21 protein-coding genes are annotated in these 21,840 nt (G+C 64.7%); 13 read left to right on the forward strand and 8 right to left on the reverse strand.

Features of this window, described 5'->3' with window-relative positions; genetic code table 11:
- Positions 1-14: 14 nt before the first annotated feature.
- Positions 15-1,787 (reverse strand): cobaltochelatase CobT-related protein, encoded by a 1,773-nt coding sequence (locus tag HV711_RS09275; RefSeq protein WP_175145061.1) that lies wholly within the window; start codon positions 1,785-1,787, stop codon positions 15-17.
- 7 nt (positions 1,788-1,794) lie between these two features.
- Positions 1,795-3,018, reverse strand: a complete 1,224-nt coding sequence (locus tag HV711_RS09280; protein ID WP_035483558.1) for an AAA family ATPase — start codon at positions 3,016-3,018, stop codon at positions 1,795-1,797.
- A gap of 330 nt (positions 3,019-3,348) precedes the next feature.
- Between HV711_RS09280 and HV711_RS09285 the strand changes: the two genes are divergently transcribed.
- Positions 3,349-4,455, forward strand: a complete 1,107-nt coding sequence (locus HV711_RS09285) for a porin (protein WP_035483523.1) — start codon at positions 3,349-3,351, stop codon at positions 4,453-4,455.
- On the opposite strand, the gene HV711_RS09290 is transcribed toward HV711_RS09285, so the two are convergent.
- Positions 4,428-4,742, reverse strand: coding sequence for a hypothetical protein (locus HV711_RS09290; RefSeq protein WP_035483524.1), 315 nt, complete (start codon positions 4,740-4,742; stop codon positions 4,428-4,430). The genes HV711_RS09285 and HV711_RS09290 overlap by 28 nt on opposite strands.
- A gap of 209 nt (positions 4,743-4,951) precedes the next feature.
- Here HV711_RS09290 and HV711_RS09295 point away from each other — a divergent pair, with 209 nt between their 5' ends.
- The gene (locus tag HV711_RS09295) at positions 4,952-5,197 is read left to right on the forward strand and encodes a DUF6723 family protein (RefSeq protein ID WP_013590181.1); all 246 of its coding nucleotides are present in this window, start codon (positions 4,952-4,954) and stop codon (positions 5,195-5,197) included.
- A gap of 19 nt (positions 5,198-5,216) precedes the next feature.
- Here the strand turns inward: HV711_RS09295 and HV711_RS09300 are convergent, their stop codons facing one another.
- Positions 5,217-5,453, reverse strand: coding sequence for a hypothetical protein (locus HV711_RS09300; RefSeq protein ID WP_013590180.1), 237 nt, complete (start codon positions 5,451-5,453; stop codon positions 5,217-5,219).
- Positions 5,454-5,662: 209 nt separating this feature from the next.
- Between HV711_RS09300 and HV711_RS09305 the strand changes: the two genes are divergently transcribed.
- The 4 genes from HV711_RS09305 to tkt all read left to right on the forward strand — a co-directional run bounded on the left by HV711_RS09305 (position 5,663) and on the right by tkt (position 9,195).
- Positions 5,663-5,968, forward strand: coding sequence for a hypothetical protein (locus tag HV711_RS09305; protein ID WP_028359911.1), 306 nt, complete (start codon positions 5,663-5,665; stop codon positions 5,966-5,968).
- A gap of 25 nt (positions 5,969-5,993) precedes the next feature.
- The gene (locus HV711_RS09310) at positions 5,994-6,164 is read left to right on the forward strand and encodes a hypothetical protein (RefSeq protein WP_013590178.1); all 171 of its coding nucleotides are present in this window, start codon (positions 5,994-5,996) and stop codon (positions 6,162-6,164) included.
- Positions 6,165-6,320: 156 nt separating this feature from the next.
- Complete coding sequence (locus HV711_RS09315; RefSeq protein WP_035483525.1) at positions 6,321-6,866, forward strand: cupin domain-containing protein; 546 nt, start codon at positions 6,321-6,323, stop codon at positions 6,864-6,866.
- Between the two features lie 244 nt (positions 6,867-7,110).
- Positions 7,111-9,195, forward strand: a complete 2,085-nt coding sequence (tkt, locus tag HV711_RS09320; protein WP_035483526.1) for a transketolase — start codon at positions 7,111-7,113, stop codon at positions 9,193-9,195.
- Positions 9,196-9,215: 20 nt separating this feature from the next.
- On the opposite strand, the gene HV711_RS09325 is transcribed toward tkt, so the two are convergent.
- From HV711_RS09325 to HV711_RS09335, 3 genes are all read right to left on the reverse strand, one after another.
- Positions 9,216-10,301, reverse strand: a complete 1,086-nt coding sequence (locus HV711_RS09325) for a hypothetical protein (protein ID WP_035483527.1) — start codon at positions 10,299-10,301, stop codon at positions 9,216-9,218.
- A gap of 90 nt (positions 10,302-10,391) precedes the next feature.
- Entirely contained in the window at positions 10,392-11,480 is a 1,089-nt protein-coding gene (zapE, locus tag HV711_RS09330) for a cell division protein ZapE (protein WP_035483528.1), read from the reverse strand.
- A 151-nt stretch (positions 11,481-11,631) separates the two neighbouring features.
- The gene (locus tag HV711_RS09335) at positions 11,632-12,534 is read right to left on the reverse strand and encodes a YihY/virulence factor BrkB family protein (protein ID WP_035483529.1); all 903 of its coding nucleotides are present in this window, start codon (positions 12,532-12,534) and stop codon (positions 11,632-11,634) included.
- 143 nt (positions 12,535-12,677) lie between these two features.
- Here HV711_RS09335 and HV711_RS09340 point away from each other — a divergent pair, with 143 nt between their 5' ends.
- The 7 genes from HV711_RS09340 to HV711_RS09370 all read left to right on the forward strand — a co-directional run bounded on the left by HV711_RS09340 (position 12,678) and on the right by HV711_RS09370 (position 21,291).
- A complete protein-coding gene (locus tag HV711_RS09340; protein ID WP_035483561.1) occupies positions 12,678-13,835 on the forward strand; it encodes a ligase-associated DNA damage response exonuclease in 1,158 nt (385 codons plus the stop codon).
- Positions 13,832-15,538 (forward strand): ATP-dependent DNA ligase, encoded by a 1,707-nt coding sequence (locus tag HV711_RS09345; RefSeq protein WP_035483531.1) that lies wholly within the window; start codon positions 13,832-13,834, stop codon positions 15,536-15,538. Before HV711_RS09340 ends, HV711_RS09345 begins: the two co-directional genes overlap by 4 nt.
- 146 nt (positions 15,539-15,684) lie before the next feature.
- Positions 15,685-16,143, forward strand: coding sequence for a response regulator (locus HV711_RS09350; RefSeq protein WP_035483532.1), 459 nt, complete (start codon positions 15,685-15,687; stop codon positions 16,141-16,143).
- Positions 16,144-16,469: 326 nt separating this feature from the next.
- Positions 16,470-17,336, forward strand: a complete 867-nt coding sequence (locus tag HV711_RS09355) for an SDR family oxidoreductase (protein ID WP_035483533.1) — start codon at positions 16,470-16,472, stop codon at positions 17,334-17,336.
- A 174-nt stretch (positions 17,337-17,510) separates the two neighbouring features.
- Positions 17,511-18,044, forward strand: coding sequence for a (2Fe-2S)-binding protein (locus tag HV711_RS09360; RefSeq protein ID WP_013590168.1), 534 nt, complete (start codon positions 17,511-17,513; stop codon positions 18,042-18,044).
- A complete protein-coding gene (locus HV711_RS09365) occupies positions 18,041-19,045 on the forward strand; it encodes an FAD binding domain-containing protein (protein ID WP_035483535.1) in 1,005 nt (334 codons plus the stop codon). Before HV711_RS09360 ends, HV711_RS09365 begins: the two co-directional genes overlap by 4 nt.
- Positions 19,042-21,291 (forward strand): xanthine dehydrogenase family protein molybdopterin-binding subunit, encoded by a 2,250-nt coding sequence (locus HV711_RS09370; protein ID WP_035483537.1) that lies wholly within the window; start codon positions 19,042-19,044, stop codon positions 21,289-21,291. Before HV711_RS09365 ends, HV711_RS09370 begins: the two co-directional genes overlap by 4 nt.
- A gap of 83 nt (positions 21,292-21,374) precedes the next feature.
- Here the strand turns inward: HV711_RS09370 and HV711_RS09375 are convergent, their stop codons facing one another.
- The gene (locus HV711_RS09375; protein WP_028359922.1) at positions 21,375-21,776 is read right to left on the reverse strand and encodes a PRC-barrel domain-containing protein; all 402 of its coding nucleotides are present in this window, start codon (positions 21,774-21,776) and stop codon (positions 21,375-21,377) included.
- Positions 21,777-21,840: the final 64 nt, after the last annotated feature.

A 21,840-nucleotide genomic window follows, 5' to 3' on the forward strand; every position in this document is an offset into this window, starting at 1 on the left:
AGGCTCGCGTCGGGTCAGCGCACGAGCAGCATGGAGCTCAGCACCGAGAACACCGTCGACGGCAATTGCGTGAGACGGCTCACGACCACGTTGTGCGGATAGAAGTCCTCGACGGCATCGGTCAGCACGCCGATGCCGACGAGCTCGATGCCGCGCTGGCCGATTGCCGCCACGCGTTCGCGCAGATCGCTGCGCAGCACCTGCGGGTCGCCGTCGCCGGTGGACGGATAGCCGTCCGAAAACACCATCAGGATGCGACGCCCGGCGGGATGGTCCGCGAGCCGCGCGGCCGCCCAGGCCAGCGCCTCGCCGTCCGGATTCTCGTGGCCGCAGTCGAGCGCGGCAATGCCGCTCATATCGGTCGCGCCGAAGCGCTTGTAGACCTTCAGATCGAGGCGTTCGACGAAGCGGTTGTAGCGCCGCAAATCCGCGCCGGCCGCGCGCTGCCGCTCGTAGAGCTGCCGCATCGGCGCCGACTCGAGCGAGCAGTAGCCGAGCACCTCGCAATCGAACGATAGCTGCGTGAGCGCATCGCACAAGGCACTGGCGCAGAGCCGCGCGAGTTCGATCTTGCGGCCCGCCATCGAACCGCTGCGATCGATCAGCAGCGTCACCGCCACGTCGCGGCCTTTGGACGGCCGCTGCGTGCGAAACGGCGTGCGGTAGCCCGGCGAAGTCGCGAGCCGCGCGAGCGCCGTGCGGTCGAGCTCGCCACGCTCCTGCTCGCGGCGCCAGCGGATGCGCTCGTCGGCGCTGAGCGCACGCTCCAGCTTGTCCTTCAGCGGTGCGGTGTCCGCGCGCGCCCGCGCCCGCAAATCACGCCATGCGCCACTGTCGCCCTGGCCGGTAAGGTCGGTGATTTCATCGAACTCGGTCGCGAGCGGCCGCGACAGCTGCGGCCGCGCGAAACCTCGCGGCCCGCCTGCCGCGTCGTGCGAGTCACCGGATGGCTGCTGTGCGCCGGCCAGCGTCTGCGCCATGCCGACGGCGTGCTCCGACTGCGCGCCGCGGCTTTTGTCCGCAGGCGGCGAGGTCGCGGCGTTGTCCGCCTCGTCCGCGTGATCGGCGGGGTCGGCGTCCGGCAGCGGCGAATCGTCGAATGGAGCGGACGAGGGCGCCGTGTCCGTGTCGATATCTTCCACCGGGCCGGCCGTAAAGGTCATTGTGTTGACGTCGCCCGCCGACAGGGCGCGCACGCGCGCGACCAGTGCGTGCGCCGCGTCGATGCTCTCTGCGGTCGAGCCGCTCGCGCGCGCCTGCGTGAGGATGTCGCCGGCGGCATGCAGGGCGGCGAGCAGCGAGTGGCTCGCCTCCGCGGCGGTGGGTTGTTCGTCCCACAAGGCGCGCTCGACGAGCCACACGAGCCGGTCGCGCCAATGCAGTTTCGGCCAGCGCAGACACGCGCGCTCGGCGGCATGGACGCGCAATGCGCCGATGAACCAGCGCGCGCCCGGATATTCGTCGAGCAGTTGCGCGCACACCCGGCGATCGTCGATCACCTGTGCCAGATTGGCCGTGACGCCTCGCGGCAATGCGTCGAGTTCGCCCGGCGACGCATGTTTTGCCCGCGCGACCAGCAGATCGAGGTAGCCGATCAGCACGTCGCGCTCGACGCCGCCTTCCAGCGCGTAGTCGGGTATCACAATGCGGCCCGGTTCGACGCGCGGGCCGTCGGGACTGAAGACGACCGCGACGCCGTACTGCCCGGTCAGCACACGCGCAATCTTGCCGAGCGTCGATTCGAACGCGAAGCCGCGAGTGTCGCGCAGTGCATGCCGGGCGTTCATGCGGGCGTCAGCCCGCCGGCGCGATGTGATGGCGGATGATGCCGCGAATCAGCGCGGCATCCTCGGGGCTCACCTTCGCGTAGATCGCAGGGCCGGCCGCGCGCTCGGGCTCGCCGGTGCGCAGCATCAGTTCGGCCCAGTCGATGAGACGCCGCGTGGAGAATGCGCTCGACAAATCCTCGCGCGCGAAAGCCGTGCGGCAGTCGGCGGCAATGGCGGCAAGCGTGACGGCCAGCGGGCGCGTCATGTGCGGCGCGAGCGTGCGCACCAGCACCTCGGTCTCTTCGGCGGGCGACAGATAGTCGAGCAGATACACGCGCCAGCGGTCGAGGAACGCCTCGTTCATCAGATTCGCACCTTGATACAGATGGCGGAACTGGCTCATGGCGCCCACCGCGTTGGCGGTTGCGAAGAGCCGGAACGACGGATGGGGCGCGACGATCTCGTTGCCTTTCTCCTTCAGCACGAGACGGCCGTGCGGCTCGAGCACCGCGGTCAGCGCGGCGAGGATCGACGGCTCGGCAAAGTCGATTTCGTCGACGATCAGCCACAGACCTTCGCGCATCGCCGTGGGCAGCACGCCGTCGACCCACAGCGTTTCGCCGCCCTTGACCGTCCAGAAGCCGACGAAGTCGCCGACGGTGGTCTGGCCGTTCATGTTGGAGCGCAACACGCCGTGCTGCGAGCGCGCGGCGACCTGCTCGATCAGGCTCGTCTTGCCGGCGCCCGTGTGCCCGATCAGCATGACGCGCCGGTTTTCGGCGATGTCTTCGAGAATGTCGTCAAAGCGCGCGGAAAACAGGTACGCCGGGTTCACGCGCGGCACGAGCGGGTGGCCGGTGCCGCAAGGCACGTCAATACCGCCGATCCGCACGGTCGTCGCTTCGCCCGGCCTCTCATCCTGCTTTGCCGCGCGTGCGTGCGCCGCGGCGCGCCGCAATTGCGGCATGAATTCGTCGCGCTCCGAGCCGGGAGCGAGGTCGGTGTCGTCGGTGCTTTGCAGCGCGAAACCTTCGCGGCGCCATTTCTTCAGCTTGGCACGCAGGTTCTCGGCATCGACCACCAGATCGAGATCGGCGGCGCCGTGCCGCTCGCCGTGATCGACGCCGTGTTCGAGCCGGTAGGTCTCGGGCCGGTCCGCGACGCTCACGCGCCACCACTCCACGGCGCTTTCTGTCGTGCGTCGATAGAGGCCAAGGTGTTGTTCTTCGATCAGATCAGGCGCGTTCATCGGAATCCGGCAGGAAAAATGGCGCGAAAGCTGGCGCGAAAGGTGGCACGTCACGGGGCCGGCAGGATGACCCGCGCGGCTCATGCTGATTGAGCGGCTATCTTAACTTGGCCGGCTTTCGATTCGCCGGTTTGCGCCGCGGCGGGAACAAGCGACGTGCGTGCGCCGCAAGAGTCTATTGCGTAAAACAGATAGAGGCAGAAGCCCGCATCACCTATAGTTCGGCGGCAATGCGTGGCGTTCGGTCTGCGGAGTGCGTGGTCTGTGCGTCGCCGGCCCCGCGTCGCCAGAACAGGTCAAGAAAACATCACAAGAAATCATGGCGGGACAATGAGACGACATACGAAACTGGTGGCCGCGCTCGCGGTAGTCAGCCCGCTCGCCTACGGTCAAACGAGCGTGACGCTCTACGGCCGGCTCGACGCGGGCATCGAATACATGAATCACATCAACAACGGTTCGGGCGGAAATTCGAGCCGCTGGCGCGCGGAGGGCGGCGACTGGGGCACCAGCATGCTCGGCCTGAAGGGCAGCGAAGAGCTGGGCGGCGGGCTCAAGGCCATCTTCAATCTGGAAACGGGCCTGCAGGTGATGGACGGCACGACGAGCGGTGGACGCCTGTGGTCACGGCGCGCGTTTGCCGGGCTGAGCAGCCAGCAATGGGGCACGCTGCAGGCGGGACGCAATCTGTTCATCGACAGCGACGGTGTGTGGGAATTCGATCCTTTCGTGCAGCAGGCGTTTTCGTCGGCTTCGCTCGTGCGCGGGCGCAACTGGCAACAAACCAGCAATAACGTCGAATATCACAGCCCGGTTTTCTGGGGCTTCGACGTACAGGCGCAGTATGCATTCGGCAATCAGCCGGGCGCGTTCAACAGCGGCGCGAACGGCGAGTTCGGGCGCTCGGACGGCATCATGCTGACCTATCATTCGCAACTCTTCGACGTGCGCGGCATTTACGACGAACTGCGCGATAGCAATGGACGGTTCTCGAACATCTTCCAGAGCTCGCGCGAATACTTCGTCGGGGCCAACGTGCATTTCGACGCGGTGAAGATCCAGGGCGCCTACACGCATTATTCGGCGCCGGATTCGCCGGCAGGCGTGGCCGATACCGCCGATCACTACTGGCTCGGCGCCACCTACAACTTCCAGCCGCGCTGGGCCGTGACCGCGGGTGGTTACTACGTCAAGGTCGGCGACGGCACGGGCGACGCCGCGCACGATCCGTCCGGTCACGCGATGATGTACGTGCTCGGCACCACCTATAACCTCTCGAAGCGCACCTTCGTCTACGGCACCGTGGGCTATGTGCGCAACAGCAGCAACGCGAACTTTTCGCTGCAGGCGTCGCCGCGCGACTCCGCGAGCAACACGAGCCCGCTCGTCGGCGAATCGCAGACGGGCGCTTACGTGGGCATGCTGCACCAGTTCTGATTCGTCAACCGAGGGCCTCGGCGCACGCGCCGGGGAGCGCGGCTATCCGGTCCCCAGGTACAAGCCGACGGCCGGTACGCGGCGCGCGGTGCGCGCGCATGCACCGGCGGCGGCTGGGCGGGCGGGTCGCCTTCCGGCGCGCGTGGCGGGCCGCCCGGATCGTCGTCGGGCGCGGGCGGCGGGTCCGGGTCGATGCTCGGGGGCGGCGGCGCTTCCGGATCGATCTCGGGCGGCGTCGGCGTGTGCATGACCGAGGTCGCTGCGTCATGCGGGTTCGGCACGGTCATCGTTACCTCCTCTTTGTTTCTTGCCTCTTGCGCAATGCGCGGTCTCGTCCGTTCCCTCCATCGCCTTCTGCGTAGCGGCTTTCGCACGTGGAACGGGCGTTGCTCCGTTCGGTCACGCGCAATGCACACGGCATCGCGCGGCACGGCGTGGGTGCCTCGCCGGACATCGAACCTCGAGCACCGCGAATACAAGGGACAAGGACACGGAAATGGCGCGACACAAGGCCGACGTTGCTGACGACGAGTTCGAGATTTTCGCCAGCTATCACGGTACAGGCGACGGCCGTTACGTAGGTGGACTGAAGGTCCTGCGCAAAGCGGACAGGAGGATTCTGTTTCCGTTCGACGGCGCGCCGGAGATCGGACCCTACGACACGGCCGACGAAGCGCGCCGCGCCGCCATCGAGTACGGCAAACAGATCGTCGCGGCCGACCGCGCTTCGCCGGAAAAGTGACCGGCGGCCTGCGCATGCGTCAAGGCATGCCGCCGAGCGAGGGCGAGATCGTGCTGCCGCGATTCGGATCGTCGGGATGTTCGTCCGGCACCGTGGGCCGCGCGGACAGCGGCGGATGATTGCGATAGCAGGTGTCGATCGAATCGTTCACTACGCACTGCGCGAAGGCATCTGCATCGCTCTTTTGCGCGAACGTGTAAAGCGTGCGTTCGACCTGGACTTCCGTATCCGATACGCGAATGGTGGTGACCGACATAAGGCGCTCCTTTTTACAAAGACCCATGCGAAGCTTCAGCGTGTGCGACGCAATGGGCGTGCCCAATGCGTCTGCGAAAAACGCGCACTGAGCCCCGCATTGACGCCCGCGCATTTAAGGTCCTATTTAAGGCCCCGCATTTAAGGCCCCGCATTTAAGGCCCATATGTTGCTGCGGCGTGTGCAGTATCCGGAAAAAAGGAGCGCAACATGGAACCCGACATGCAGCCCGACCCGCAGCCCACGCAGCCTGCGGAGCAGACCGACCCAGCCCGCCGCAATCGCGCCGAAGCCGAACTCGCGCCCGAAGTGAAAGAGCGCAACAAGCCGAGCGGCACGCATTACGTCGAGCCGAGCCCACTCGGCATCGAGCCGGTCGTGCAGACGGGCGTCGATAAGGCAACCAACCCGCCTCGCTCGAATCAGCATCCCGAGCAGACCGCCGAGGTTCCGCTCGGCACCGGCACGCATGGCGAGCCTGCGGGCGGCGGCGGCCGCGCATCGCATCAGAACTGAGCGTGTCAAACGAATGGAGAGGCACATGCAACAGGACAACGAACCTCTGAATCCCGGCGACGAAGCACCGCCCGACGCACCCGGCGTCGGCGAAGACATCTGCCGCGCCTGCCACGGAACCGGCAAAGTGGAAGGAGCGCAATGCACGGTATGCGGCGGCACCGGAAAAGTGCTGCAAGGCATAGGCGGAGGGTGATGCTGTAGTGTGGGCTGCGGCGGCATGCGTGATGCGCGGGCGCGCATCGCATGCGTAGCGCAGGGGCGGGGCAGGCGCATTTTATGCGTCGATGCAAAGTCGCCCGTTGCCGATGTGCGTGCATCGGGCGTGCATCGCTACGCACAGGAGCCAGATATGCAGGAAGATTCGAAGCACGCATTCGACGCCGCGCAAACCGAGTACGAAGCCTTCATGCTCGAACCGCACGATTGGGTACCGAATAATCGCAAGCTGCCGGTCCTGGTTTACCGGCAGGCGATCGATCCCGCAATCGGCGATGTCGCGGCCGCGTTCGAAGTGCTGTTCGCGCGCAACGACTGGCCGCCGCGGTGGCGCGACGGCATTTTCGACTACCACCATTTCCACTCCACCGCGCACGAAGTGCTCGGCGTAAGCGAGGGATCCGCAGAAGTGATCGTCGGCGGCCCGGGCGGCAAGGTCGTGAGCATTTCCGCCGGCGACGTGCTGCTGCTGCCCGCCGGCACCGGTCATTGTCTGCAATCGTTTCAGGGACACTTTCGCGTGGTGGCCGGCTACCCGGCCGGTCAGCAGTGGGACATTCGCCGCGAAGCGCTCACGCCGCAGGAACTCTCCGCGATGCACGCATTGCCGTTCCCGCCGCTCGATCCCGTCGACGGCAAACACGGTCCGCTTTGCGAGCACTGGCTGGATGCGGCGTAGGTCGGTCGCTTGCCCTCGTGCGGGGCGTCTTTGCTTGCGCGGGCCTCGAGACGATCCTTTCAGCAGCGGGCGATGTCACGCTGCGTGCAGATTTGCGCGCATCGGCGCATCATCGTCAAGGCTTGCCGGGTTCCTCGCGCGTCGCGTCCCATGAATACCGTTTGAATAGCGCCTGACCATCGTTTGCCTGCGACGCCGCATGAGCGGGCGGGCAATGTCCCAACGGCCGAACAAGGAGTGTCCCATGCAAAACGATCCCGCCCTCGATCAGTTGTGCATCAATACGATCCGCACGCTGTCGATGGACGCTGTTCAGAAGGCCAATTCCGGCCACCCCGGTACGCCCATGGCGCTGGCGCCGGTCGCCTACCATCTGTGGCAAAACCAGTTGCGCTATGATCCGGACGAGCCGCTATGGCCCAATCGCGACCGCTTCGTGCTGTCGGTCGGACATGCGTCGATGCTGCTGTATTCGCTGCTGCATCTCGCGAACGTGAAGGCCGTCGACGAAGACGGCAAGCCGACCGGGCAACCGGCAGTGTCGCTCGAGGACATTGAGCGTTTCCGGCAGATCGACAGCAAAACCCCCGGTCACCCGGAGTACCGCATGACGACCGGCGTCGAAACGACCACGGGTCCGCTCGGCCAGGGCCTCGGCAACAGCGTCGGTATGGCGATGGCGGCGCGCTGGTACGAGAACCGTTTCAACAAACCGGACGCGCCGCTCTTCGATTACCGCGTCTATGCGCTGTGCGGCGACGGCGACATGATGGAAGGCATCTCGCACGAAGCGGCCTCGCTCGCGGGGCATCTGAAGCTCTCTAACCTGATCTGGATCTACGACAGCAATCGCGTGACGATCGAAGGGCACACCGATCTCGCCTATAGCGACGACGTCGAAAGCCGTTTTCGCGGTTACCACTGGCATACGCTGCACGTCGACGATGCAAACGACGCGGCGGCGCTCGAAGCAGCGCTCGTCGAGGCCAAAAGCGTGACGGACAGGCCGACGCTGATCGTAGTCAACAGCATTATCGGCTGGGGCTCGCCGAACAAGCAGGACAGCGCCGCCGCGCACGGCGAAGCGCTCGGCGTGCAGGAAGTCGCGCTCACCAAGAAGTTTTACGGCTGGCCTGAAGACAAATTCTTCTATGTGCCCGATGGCGTGCACGAGCGCTTTGCCGAGGGCATCGGTGCGCGCGGCAAGGCGGCGCGCGAGGAATGGCAGGCGAAATACGACGCCTACAGCAAGCAATACCCGGAACTGTCGCGCGAATTCGCGCTGATCGAAGCGCATGAATTGCCGGTCGGCTGGGACAACGACATTCCGACATTCGACGCGGACCCGAAGGGCATGGCCTCGCGCGAGTCGTCCGGCAAAGTGCTGAATGCGATTGCGGCGCGTGTGCCGTGGATCATCGGCGGCGCGGCCGATCTTTCGCCGTCCACGAAAACGAACCTTAAATTCGAGGGTGCGGGCAGCTTCGAGTACGACAACTACGGCGGCCGCAATCTGCATTTCGGCATTCGCGAGCACGGCATGGGCGCGGTGGTCAACGGTCTCGCGTTGTCGAATTTGCGCCCGTATGGCTCCACGTTCCTGATTTTCAGCGACTACATGAAGCCGCCGATTCGCCTCTCCGCGATCATGGAAGTGGAGGCCATCTACGTCTTCACGCACGACTCCATCGGCGTCGGTGAAGACGGCCCGACGCATCAGCCGATCGAGCAGCTCGCGTCGCTGCGCGGCGTGCCGGGCCTCACGGTGCTGCGTCCGGGCGATGCGAACGAGGTGGCACAAGCGTGGCGCGTTGCGCTGATGCAAAAGCGTCGTCCTGCGTGCATCGTCGTGTCGCGCCAGCCGCTGCCGACGCTCGACCGCAGCCGCTACGCGTCCGCCGAGGGCGTGAAGAAGGGCGCCTATGTGCTCGCCGACGCACCGGACGGCCAGAAGCCGCAAGTCATTCTGCTTGCCACCGGCAGCGAGCTGTCCATTTGTGCCGATGTCTACGAGAAGCTGAAAGCCGAGGGCATTGCGGCGCGCGTCGTCTCGATGCCCTCATGGGACCTGTTCGAGCGGCAGGATGACGCGTATCGCGACGCGGTCTTGCCACCGGATGTCGATGCGCGCGTGGCCGTCGAGCAGGCGGCGACGCTCGGCTGGGACCGCTACGTCGGCAGGCTCGGCGTGCAGGTGGTGATGCATACGTTCGGCGCGTCCGCGCCGCTGGCGGATCTGAAGAAGAAGTTCGGCTTCACGCCCGAGCATGTCTATGAAGCCGCGAAGCAGCAGATTGCGCGAGTGCAAGGCCAGCGAAAGGGCGGTTAGCACCCGCCCAGGCCCAAAGTTCAGTTCGCCGGAATCGTCACGACAGGTGCCTTGCTGCTCGTGTCGGCTTCGGCGAGCGCCATCAGATTCTGCACGACGGTAAACGCGTATTTCGAGTCGAAGTCGTTGCGATCCACCCAGTAGCACGATCCGCCATACGGAATCATGACGTAGGCATTATCGGGCGCCGTCTTGCCCGAGTGGACGATGATGGTCGGCCTCGTTTCGCCGCCGATCAGACCCACGGTCGGCTTTGTCGAACCGTCGTTAATGCGCTCCGCAGGCACCTGAACCTGCGCGCCCAGATCCGTCAGGATGCCTAACACCGAGCGCGTGACCATCGGAATCTTGTCGGCCTTCTGCCACGCCGACGAAGGTCCGTACACGATTTCGTAGCTGCGCGTATTCGACGAAAGATGCAGCAGCTTGCGCACCCGGGCGACATCTGCGGTGATTTGCGGCGAGTCGCCGCTCGTCGTTGCGCCCATCACGAGAAAGACGCTCATCTGATCGCTCTTGTCGCCCACTTTGCGCGATTCGACGTTCAGCTCGCCCGCGAGTTGCAGCCGCCGCAACGCACGCAGCAACTCGAAAAAACCCGGCGCGCCGGCGCTGTTTTCGCCGCCGAGCGCATTGCCGTTCTGCAGGCCTCCTACCGATTGCGCGGTAATGCGCAACAGCAGATCGATCGGAATGCCCCCTTCGGCGAGCGGCAGCACGAGCGCGGGCGCGAGCGGGCGAATGTACGCGGAGGCGAATGCCTCGCCGGTGGTCGGCGTGAACGTGAAGGTCGGGTGATTCGAGTAGGACACGCTGCCGGTGGCGAGCGCGTAGTTCGGCTGGCTGCCCGAGCCTGCGTTGGCTGTGGCGCCGCCGCTCGCATCGAACGTGTAGGCCGCGATGATGCTGCTGACGGTCAGAAACGCGGGCGCATCGCCATAGCGCAAGCCGACCACGGCCGCGAGAATCTCGCGCTTTTTCGCGTCGCCGAGTGCGCGCGCATAGTCGACCTGGTCGGCTTTCAGGCGCGAAGGTCCGATATGCACGCAGGCAGAAGTCAGGCAGGCCGCGCAGAGTGCGGCGGCAACCGAAGCGGTTCTGATCATGACGGGAAAAGAGCAGCGTGTTTATCCGCTGAAGAATGAGTCGTCTGAACGGCGCTAGCACGGAACGTTCCCAACGGCGCGGCGGCTGCGTTATGCGTGGCGCTGCGGCTCGCTCTCTGTTGACGTTGGCCGGTCTATCGCGGCGTCCAACGTATTGCGATAGGTGCGGGATTGCATTTGCGCAAGCCGGCTCAGCGTTCTCGAAAGATCATGCGCGCCTTCGAGGCCGCGCAACGCGGCATGAATCGGCTGGTCCGACGCGATGAACAGCGCACGCTTACGATCGTAAAGAATGTCGACGAGCCACACGAGCCGCTGCAGCGTTTGCGGTTTCGTCAGCCATTTTGTGTGTACATGATCGACGATGATTCCTTGCCAACGCTCGGCCAGGTCGAGATAGTCGAGATGCGAGCGGCTTTCTACGCACAGTGTTTCGAAGTCTGCCCACAGCAGCGCCGCGCCTACCGCACGCGCCGTCAGCGGGCGGCCTGCGGCGTTCACTTTCGCCGCTTGCAGTGCGCCGCTGCTTTCATAGCGCAGAAAAAGGTCCTGCAGCGCGCGGCTAGTCACCGCATCGAGCGGGGAAAAGAAGCGCGGCGACGGCTGCGCTTCGCCGCCGAAACGGTAGTCGCGTGCGCCGTCGAAATGAATGACGCGAAAGTGTCGCTTGATCTGCTCGATGGTCGGAACAAAACGCTCGTGAAACTCCGGGTCGGAGAGTAAACCATCGGGCGCATAGTTCGACGTCAGCATGATGCGCGTGCCGAGCCTGATCGCCGTGTCGAGAAAGCGGCCCATGAGGAACGCGTCGGCGATATCGTGCACGTGGAATTCGTCGAAGCACAAGAGTTCGATGCCGTCGAGCCATTGCGTGGACACCGAACCGAGCCGGTCGTCGCCACGCGGCTCGCTCACAAGGCGCCGGTTCATCTCGCGCAGAAACTCGTGAAAGTGCAGACGCCGCTTGCGGCAGTCTGCCAGTTCGAACACCGTATCGACGACAAGGCTTTTGCCGCGTCCGGGCAGTCCGTGGCAATAGACACCTTGATATCGCGAGTGATTCCGGCGTGTTGCCGGGCCGAACAACGCGGCGAGCGCTGCGATGGCGTCGCGTTGCTTCGCATCGGGGACGATGCCGTGCGCGGCCAGGCGCGCTGCGATCAGCGCTTCATCGAGCATGGGTCGCGCTCTTGTACACGCAGCGATTCAGGTTGTTGCGCTGAGCAACGCTCATTGTCGGGTCCTTCAGGCTTGCCGCGCAGAAAGCGGCGATGCGCGCCATGTTACCTGAGGCTGTAGCGCGCCGTGTCCCCGCGCTGCCGGGTCGCTGTCAGCCCGTCTTGATCGGCTCCTTCGGCGCACCTTCCGGTTCGAGGCCGAAGCGTTCGTACTGCGCGATCACCTGCGCGCCGAACAGCAGCAACGTGGCAAGCCATTCCAGGCTGAACAGAATGACAATGGCCATGGTGAGCGAGCCGTAAACCACGCTGACCTGTGAGAGCGTCGCGAAGTACCACACCAGCACGTGCCGGGTGATTTCCCACAACACGGCCGCGACAATGCCGCCAAAAAGCGCATGTTTCAGCGATGGCCGCCCGACCGGCATCACCATATAGATCGACGTCAACACGAAAATCTCGCCGGCGAGACCGAGCAGGTACAGCAGTACGCGCGAAGGACCTTGCAGTGAAACATACGTGCCCAACAGGTCAACGCCTTCCGCACCCACGGCTTCGAGACCGGTCGACACGACGGTCACGATCAGCGCGCCGATGCCGAGGAAGAGGATGTAGCAATAAGGCAGCAGCGCGGACAATAGAAAGTGGCGCCGCCGGATCACGACGCGATGCACGAAAATCAACGACATCGCGTTTTCCAGCACGGTGAAGGCGAGCGAACTGAAAAACAGCATGGTGACGAACAGCACCCAGCCGATCACCGCGCGATGGGCGAGAAAATTGGCAAGCTCATGCACGAGCGCGCGCGACTGACCCGGCACGAGCCATCGCAACAGATGGCCGAGCGCGGGCAGCAGCACATGCTGCGGCACGACGCGCGACAGCGCGATGACGATGAGTATCATTAGCGGGACGATGGAAAGCAGCGCGTAATACGCCACTGCGCCCGCGAGCAGGAGGCCCTGGTTGGCTCGAAAAGCCTTCAGCGTTTCGAGCGTGAACCGGCCCGGATGTTGGGCAACGTAAAGCGTGCGCCGATCGATGATGGAATGCATGGGCCCTCGCCACGCGCGCATCTCGGGCCGCCGACGGCGGCGCCTACGGATGCGCCTGAACGCAACGGCAAGCAAGAAAACAGCCATGTGCGTCTCGGGCGCAAAAATGGTGCCGGGAATAGCCTTTGCTTTATCTTCCCGACATGGCATCCGAACCCACCTCGAATATCGCAGCGGAGCATGCCGGCCCCGGGAATCTCGTCATTGCACGGCCCGAGGGCTTGTATTGTCCGCCGGGCGATTTTTATATCGATCCCTGGCAGCCCGTCGGGCGCGCCGTGATCACGCACGCACATTCCGATCACGCGCGCTTCGGGCATCGGCATTACCTCGCCTCGCGCGCGGGGGCGACTGTGCTCCTGTCCCGCCTGCCTGACATTTCGCTGCAAACGCTTGCGTATGGCGAGCGGCTCGACATCAACGGCGTGACCGTTTCACTGCATCCGGCGGGACATGTGCTGGGTTCCGCGCAGTTGCGCATCGAGCATCGGGGCCGCGTGTGGGTCGCATCCGGCGATTACAAGCTCGACCCCGATCCGACCTGCGACGCATTCGAGCCCGTGCGTTGCGACACATTCATCACCGAATCCACGTTCGGCCTGCCGATCTACCGATGGGACCCGCCCCAAGCTGTGTTTGACGGCGTCGATTCATGGTGGCGTCATAACGCGTCCGAAGGACGCGCCTCTGTTCTGTTCTGCTATTCGTTCGGCAAGGCGCAGCGCGTGCTTGCGAGCGTGGACGCGGGCATCGGGCCGATCTTTTGCCATGGCGCGGTCGAGCCGCTCAATCGCGCCTATCGCGAGGCCGGCGTGCGGTTGTCACCCGTGCGGCTCGTCAGCGAAATCCCGCCGAAAGAAAAGGGCGTTTTCAAAGAGGCGTTGATCGTGGCGCCGCCGTCGGCGCAAGGCAGCGCTTGGCTCCGACGCTTCGGCGACTATAGCGACGCGTTTGCGTCGGGCTGGATGCGCTTGCGCGGCGCGCGCCGCAGACGCGGCGTCGACCGGGGCTTCGTCCTCTCCGATCACGCCGACTGGCCCGCGCTGCAAACGGCGATTGAGGCAACCGGCGCAGAACGCGTCATTGTCACGCATGGCTCGGTCGAGCCGATGGTGCGATGGCTGCGCGAGCAAGGGCTCGAGGCCGGCGCGTTCGCGACGCAATACGGCGACGATGCAGTCGAAGCCGATGCGCTCGGCGGCGTCGAAACCGTTGCCGAAAGTGCCGTCGAACGAGCCGCCGTCGAAGCGAGCCTTGAACCCGGCGCCCGTGCGCTCGACGACACTGAGAGCCGTTCATGAAACGCTTCGCTGCTCTCTACACCGCGCTCGACGCAACGACGTCCACGCATGACAAGCTCGAAGCACTGACCAGCTATTTTTCGGTAGCCGATCCGGAAGATGCTGCATGGGCATCCTACTTCCTAGCAGGCGGCAAGCCGCGGCAGTCGGTGCCTACGCGTCTGCTCACCGAGTTCGCGCGCGAACGCGCGGGCCTGCCCGCGTGGCTTTTCGAGGAGTCGTATCACGCGGTCGGCGATCTCGCGGAGACTATCGCGCATATTCTGCCGCCCGCGCACCGCACTTCCGAACTGGGACTCACGCAATGGATCGAGCAGCGTGTGCTCACGTTGCGCGGGCTCGCGCCCGAAGCATTGCGCACGCGGCTCTTCAGCTATTGGGACGAACTCGACTGGAGCGGCCGTTTTCTGCTCACGAAGCTCATAGGCGGCGGTTTTCGCGTCGGCGTTGCGCGGCAACTGGTGGTGCGAGCGCTCGCCGAGGTGGCGGGTGTCGACCACAAGCGGATCGCACAACGCATGGTCGGATGGACCGATTCGCGACAGAAGCCGGATGCCGCGCGCTATCTGCGCCTCATCGCGCCTGACGTGTCCGAGGCGGCGGCGCGGGACGGCGCCGACGGCGCGGACGGCGCTCAGCCTGCAGGCGAGCGTCACGACAGCGATCTCGGTTTGCCGTATCCGTTTTTTCTCGCGCATCCGCTGCAGGCGGATCCGCAAACGCTCGGCGATCCGTCGCGCTGGCTGATCGAATGGAAGTGGGACGGCATACGCGCGCAACTCGTCAAGCGCGCGGGACGCGTGTGGTTGTGGTCGCGCGGCGAGGATCTCATCACTGATCGTTTTCCTGAAGTCGTCGCACTGGGCGAGGCGCTGCCGGACGGCTTCGTCATTGATGGCGAGATACTCGCGTGGGAGCCGGGCGGTGCCATGCCGCTGCCGTTCGCGCGTCTGCAACCGCGCATCGCACGCAAGACGCTGAGCAAAAAAATTCTCGCTGATTCGCCCGCTGCATTGCTCGCTTACGACCTGCTCGAAGCCCACGGCGAAGATCTGCGCATGACGCCGCTTGCAGACCGGCGTGCACGTCTGGACACGCTTGCTGCATCGCTCGGCGATTCGCTCGCGGGCGATCTGCTGCGGGTATCGCCGCTCGTCTGCGGAACCGATTGGCAGGCCCTGGCGGCGCTGCGCGAAGAGAGCCGCGCGCGCGGCGTGGAAGGCCTGATGCTCAAGGAGCGCGAGTCGCTATACGGCGTGGGGCGCACAAAGGCCTCGGGCACGTGGTGGAAATGGAAGATCGACCCTTACGCGGTCGATGCCGTACTGGTTTACGCGCAGCGCGGACACGGGCGCCGCGCGAGCCTGTACACGGATTTCACGTTCGCAGTGTGGGACGAAGCGAACGGCGTGCGCACGCTCGTCCCTTTCGCGAAGGCGTATTCGGGTCTTACCGATGAGGAAATGCGCCAGGTTGACGCCATTGTGCGCAAGACTACGATCGAGAAATTCGGACCGGTGCGCAGCGTTACGCCGACACTCGTCTTCGAAATCGGCTTTGAAGGCATTCAGGCGAGCACGCGTCACAAGTCCGGCGTGGCGGTGCGCTTCCCGCGCATGCTGCGCTGGCGCACGGACAAGCATATCGACGACGCCGATACGCTCGCAATGCTGAAAGGCTTTATCGACGATCGTGCGGCCTAGACGTCGAAGTCATTCATAAAGCATGTAGTCAGAAAGCATGTAATCAGCAAGCATGTAGTCAATAGCGCAGTGCGGCGCGGGAGCGAATCTTGCAACCCTGCGCCGGGTGCTGCGAAGCGGCATCCGCAAGATTCAAGGAGAACACGGTGACGTTCGATACCCAGCTCGACGACAGTGAAGACGTGGTCGTATGGCGGCCAATACAGTATGCGATGGCTTCACACCGTCGGGTGCTGGTGGTGGACGACTATCGCGAGGCGGCGGACGCGCTGCAGATGCTGTTGAACGCGGACGGATTTGAATGTCGCGCGCTCGAAGACCCGCACGCGGTGTGCGATATGGCGTCGGAGTGGCAACCGTTCGCCGTGGTGCTCGACATCAAAATGCCGGGACTCGACGGCTTCGAGCTTGCGCGCCGTTTGCGCGCGCATCCGTCGACGGCCCATATGCTGCTGGTGGCATGCACCGCGTTTGCTTCGCGCGACGACCGCGCACGGGCGCGTGCCGTCGGTTTCGACGCCCACTGCGCGAAGCCGTTGACGCCCGAGCGTTTGTTGCGCGTGCTGGAATCGGCGGCGGCCTTGCATGCGGTGGGACCGCCGTAAAGCCTGCGCGAGGTTTGAAAAAACTGCGGTTCCCCGAGTACAGATGTCGGGCTCGCGAACTCGGTTACCGACTCAGTTGTCGGCTTGGTTGCACAATTGAGGTGCCAATCTGGTTGGCCGGTATCCTTGCATCTGCCGCGCGGCACCCAGGCGCTCGCAGGCCGTTGCGCTCCGTCCCGTCGCCTTGCACTTTATTCCCGATGCATATCGCCGCAGCGCGAATCCCCCTCCTACCGCCTGTGTGCGGGCCCGCCGGTTGCTAAAACTGTTGCGACGCCGTGCGTTTCGCACGCCGCATATGTTCATCAGCATTCTGGAGGACCGTAATGAGCGACACCCAACGTCCCACGCCGCCGTTCGAAGGACAGCAGCAGGACCAGACGCCTGGACGCACCGCGCAGATGCAACCTCAGCCCGATCACGGCGAGAAGTCGTATAAGGGCTCGGGCCGCCTTGCCGGCAAGGCGGCGATCATCACGGGCGGCGACAGCGGCATTGGCCGCGCAGTGGCCATTGCCTTTGCACGCGAAGGCGCGGACGTGCTCATCGCTTATCTGAACGAGCACGACGATGCGCGCGAAACCGCGCGCTGGGTCGAAGAGGCAGGGCGTAAGGCGGTACTGGTGCCAGGCGACATCACGGACCGCGCGCATTGCAAGGCGATCGTGGACAAGGCAGTGGAGGCGTTCGGCCGGCTCGACGTGGTGGTCAACAACGCAGCGTACCAGATGACCTACCCGTCGCTCGAAGCGATCACCGACGACGAGTGGGACAAGACCTTCGATACCAACATCGGCGCGATGTTCAGAATCACGCGCGCCGCGGTCCAGCACATGAAGCGCGGCGGCGCGATCGTCAACACGACGTCGATCAACGCCGATCATCCGAACCCCGGCTTACTCGCGTATGCGACGACCAAAGGCGCAATCCAGAATTTCACGGGCGGCCTTGCGCAACTGCTTGCCGAGAAGGGCATACGCGTGAATTGCGTGGCGCCCGGGCCGATCTGGACACCGTTGATTCCGTCGACGATGCCGCCGGAAAAAGTCGAAAAATTCGGCCAGCAAGTGCCGATGAAACGACCGGGGCAGCCTGCCGAACTCGCGCCCGCTTACGTCATGCTGGCATCCGATGAAGCGAGTTACATTTCGGGCGCTACGATTGCCGTCACGGGCGGCTCGCCGATTATTTAGGCATCTTGATTAAAGGTTCCATGCCGTGCGGTCGGCCAGCCCGGGCAGACCGCGCTGGCGGGACCTTTGCGCGCATCCGCATTTTTCCTCATCTTGCCGGGCACGGCGATTGCGCGCGCGGATAGTTCTTCGGTTGCGCTTCCTGTGCGTGACCCATCGTCAGGAGAAATCCTCATGAACACTCCCACTGCGCAAAGGCCGCTCGACGTCGCACCGAGCGACGTTCAGCGCCTGCCGGTGAGCTTCGACATTAACGGCAGGAAGCACAGCTTCGAAGTGGAGGCCTGGACTTCACTACTCGATCTGCTGCGCGAGCACTGCCATTTGACCGGCACCAAGAAGGGCTGCGATCACGGGCAATGCGGCGCATGCACGGCGATCGTGAACGGTCAGCGGATCAACACCTGCCTCGCGCTTGCGGCCGTCCACGACGGCGCCTCGATCACCACGATCGAAGGACTCGCGAACGGCGAGCAGTTGCATCCGGTTCAACAGGCTTTCATCGACCACGACGCGTTTCAGTGCGGCTACTGCACGCCTGGGCAGATCTGCTCCGCCGTCGCCATGCTGCAGGAGGGCCGCGCGAAAACCGCCGCCGACGTGCGCGAGCTGATGAGCGGCAACCTGTGCCGCTGCGGCGCGTATGCCGGCATCGTTGCTGCAATTCTCGACGCGGCCGGTATCGCGGACACAAAGGCGCTGCCATGAACCGCTTTTCCTTTGCGCGTGCGAGCGATGTGTCGCAGGCCATTCAGCAACATCGCTCGAATGGTGCGGCGGCATTTATCGCGGGCGGCACCAATCTCGTGGACCTGTGGCGCGAGAACGTTGCGCATCCGCAGCTTGTCATCGACATCAACGGTCTGCCGCTCAGGCAGATCGAGCCGACGGCGACAGGCGGCCTGAAAATCGGCGCGCTCGTGACGAACAGCGCCGCCGCCTACGATGCCACCATCGGCGCGCGTTACCCGTTGCTCGCGAAAGCGATCCTCGCCGGTGCGTCACCGCAGATTCGCAATGTGGCGAGCGTCGGCGGCAATCTACTGCAACGCACGCGCTGCCTCTATTTCTACGATGCCGGCACGCGCTGCAACAAGCGCGAGCCCGGCACCGGCTGTCCGGCAATGGAAGGCGTGAATCGCATGCACGCGATTCTCGGCGCAAGCGAACACTGCATCGCCGTGCATCCGTCCGACATGTGCGTCGCATTAGCGGCGCTCGATGCAACGGTTCATCTGTGCGGTCCTGAGGGCTCGCGCGTGCTGCCGTTCGCCGAATTTCACCGCTTGCCGGGCGACACGCCGCACCTCGACACGAACGTGCGCGAAGACGAACTGATTACTGCGGTCGAATTGCCGAAGCAGGGCTTTGCAGAACATCACGCTTACGTGAAAGTGCGCGACAGGGCGTCGTATGCCTTCGCGCTTGTATCGGTCGCGCTTGGGCTCGAACTCGACGGCGACAAGATCGTCAATGCGCATTGCGCGCTTGGCGGCGTCGCGCACAAACCGTGGCGCAACGCCGACGCTGAGGCGTCGCTGCGCGGCAAGCCGCTCACCGTCGACACGGTACGCGATTTTGCCACTGACCTGCTGCGCGAAGCGCGTGGCCGCCGCGGCAACGCATTCAAGATCGAATTGACCGCGCGCGCCATCGAGCGTGCCTTCGCCATGGCAGCGCAACGTTCGCTGGAGGATCCGACGCGATGAACCGCACTGAGACATTGCCGGCTTTGCGGGCGCGCGGCGTGCCGCACAAGCGTGTCGACGGCAGACTGAAAGTGACTGGCGCCGCGCAATACGCCGCCGATTTCGCCGCCACCGGACTTACGTATGGCTTCGTGGTATCGAGCACGATCGCGGCGGGACGCATCGTGTCGATCGACTCATCCGCGGCCCTTGCGTTGCCCGGTGTGCTGCATGTGCTGACCTATCAGAACCGCCCGCAGCTGCCTCGCGAGGACAAGCCATACAAGGACAAGGTCGCGCCCGGCGGAAGCCCGCTGAGGCCCCTCTGGGACGACCGTGTGTGGTACAGCGGCCAGCCGGTCGCGCTCGTGCTCGCGGAGTCGCTTGAACTCGCACGTCATGCGGCATCGCTTGTCGACGTGCGCTATGAATCGGCCCCGCATCAGACGGATATGGGCGAGGCGCTGATGCATGCCGAGCCGCCGTCCACGGAAAAAGGCGGCTTCGATCCGCCGCCCGAACCGCGCGGCGACGCCGATAGCGCGTTGGCGGGCGCCGCGGCGCGCGTCGATGCGTTCTACAGTACGCCGGCTGAATATCACAATCCGATGGAAATGCATGGTTGCACGGTCGTGCCGGACGAACAGGGACATCTGACCGTCTATGAAAAGACCCAGGGCGTCGTGAATACGAAGTCGTATCTGACGGCCGTGTTCGGCCTGACGGACGACGAGGTGCAAGTGGTCTCGCCGTTCGTCGGCGGCGCGTTCGGCTCGGGTCTGCGACCGCAGTATCACCTTGCGCTCGCCGTTATGGCGGCGCTCGAATTGAAGCGGCCTGTGCGCGTGACTCTCACGCGCCAGCAGATGTTCACATTCGCGCATCGGCCGCAGTCCATCCAGCGCGTCGCGCTCGGCGCCGCCGCCGAGGGCCGCCTGCAGGCGGTGATTCACGAAGCGGTGTCGGAGACCTCGCAATACGAGGATTACTGCGACGTGGTGGTGAACTGGGCCGGCCAGCTGTACCGATGCGAGAACGTGACGCTCGGCTACAAGGTCGTGAGGCTCGACGTGCCCACGCCCGCCGACATGCGCGCGCCGGGCGCGGCACAAGGTCTTTTCCCGCTCGAAGTCGCGATGGACGAACTGGCGGAAGCCTTGCGGATGGACCCGCTGCAACTGCGCCTCATCAACTACGCCGAGCGGGATGCGAACAGGAACCTGCCGTTCTCGAGCAAGGCCTTGCGAGACTGCTATCGCGAAGGCGCGGAACGCTTCGGCTGGCATAAGCGGCCGCTCGCGCCGCGCTCCCGGCGCGAGGGCAACGAACTGATCGGCTGGGGCATGGCCACGGGTGCGTGGGATGCCATGCAGAACGAAGCATCGGCGCGAGCAGTACTCACGCGCGACGGACGCGTGACCGTATCGAGCTCGACTGCGGATATCGGCACCGGCACCTACACCGCAATGACGCAGATCGCGGCGGATGCGCTCGGCGTGTCGCTTCAGGACGTCGTCTTCGAACTCGGCGATACGCGCTTGCCGAAGGCGCCGATAGAAGGCGGATCGTGGACGGTGTCGTCAGTCGGCAGTGCGGTCGATGCCGCTTGCAAGCGCCTTTCCAATCGCCTTGTCGAACTGGCGCGGCAATATGGCGGCGCGCGTTTCGCGGGCGCTGCGCAAGAAGACATCCGGCGCATGGGAACGCGGCTCGTGTGCGGGGCCGGCGCACAGGACGCCATCGACGTCGACACGTTGCTGGAGTGCGCCGGTCTCGACCAGCTCGAGGAGCAGGCGACCGTGAAGCCGCACGAGAAACAGCAGGCTTACTCCATGGGCACGCATTCGGCCATTTTCGTCGAAGCGCGCGTGGACGAGGCGCTCGGCACGGTGCGTGTGACACGCGTGGTGAGCGCGGTGGCCGCGGGGCACATCGTCAATCCCAGGACGGCGGCGAGCCAGGTGGCGGGCGGCGTGGTGTGGGGCATCAGCATGGCGCTGCACGAGGAAGGCCAGTTCGACCACGATCTGGGCCGTCAGATGAACCACAACCTCGCCGAATACCACATGCCCGTCAACGCGGATATTCACGACATCGACGTGGTGTTCGTCGAGGAGCACGACGATATCGTCAATCCGCTCGGCGCCAAGGGCGTGGGTGAAATCGGCGTGGTGGGTGTCGCGGCAGCCGTGAGCAACGCGATCTGGCATGCCACAGGCAAGCGGGTGCGCGATTTGCCGATCACGCTCGACAAGCTGTTTGCCTAAGCCGCGCGCGCCCCGTTGCGCTCAAGCTGTTCGCGGCGCCCGAAGCATTGCGCTCGCGCGCCGCTCATCCGGCTACAACGCCCTCAATCGGCGTACTTGAATTCCGGCAGCGCTTCCAGTGACTTTTTGGTCGCCTCCGGCAACACGACGCGACGGTTGGTGATCTGCAGATCGTTGAAGGGCACCGCAACCAGATGCTTGCCCATGCCGAGAAATCCCCCCACCGAAAGGATCGCGTACGTACTGCGGTCGCTGCCTGGCGATACGATCAGATCGTCGACCGTTCCGATGGTGTCCTTGTTCTTGTTGAACACGTCGGCGCCCGTGAGCTTCGACGCGCGATAGCCGCTTGCGAGCTGCACGACGTCCGTGCGCTTTTCCGTGATGGACTGCGGAGCGCCTTGCGCACAGGCGCTGCCGTAAGGCGCAAGGGTACCCGCGACGAGCGCCGCTGCAAGCAGCGTTCGAAGTTGCATGCTACGCATGATGTTTCTCCTTGTTATGTGGCGCCGCTCGCGGCGCTTGGAGTCAGCTTTCAAACGCGTCGAC

Source organism: Paraburkholderia phenoliruptrix (genome assembly GCF_902859825.1).
Taxonomy (GTDB): Bacteria; Pseudomonadota; Gammaproteobacteria; order Burkholderiales; family Burkholderiaceae; genus Paraburkholderia; species Paraburkholderia phenoliruptrix.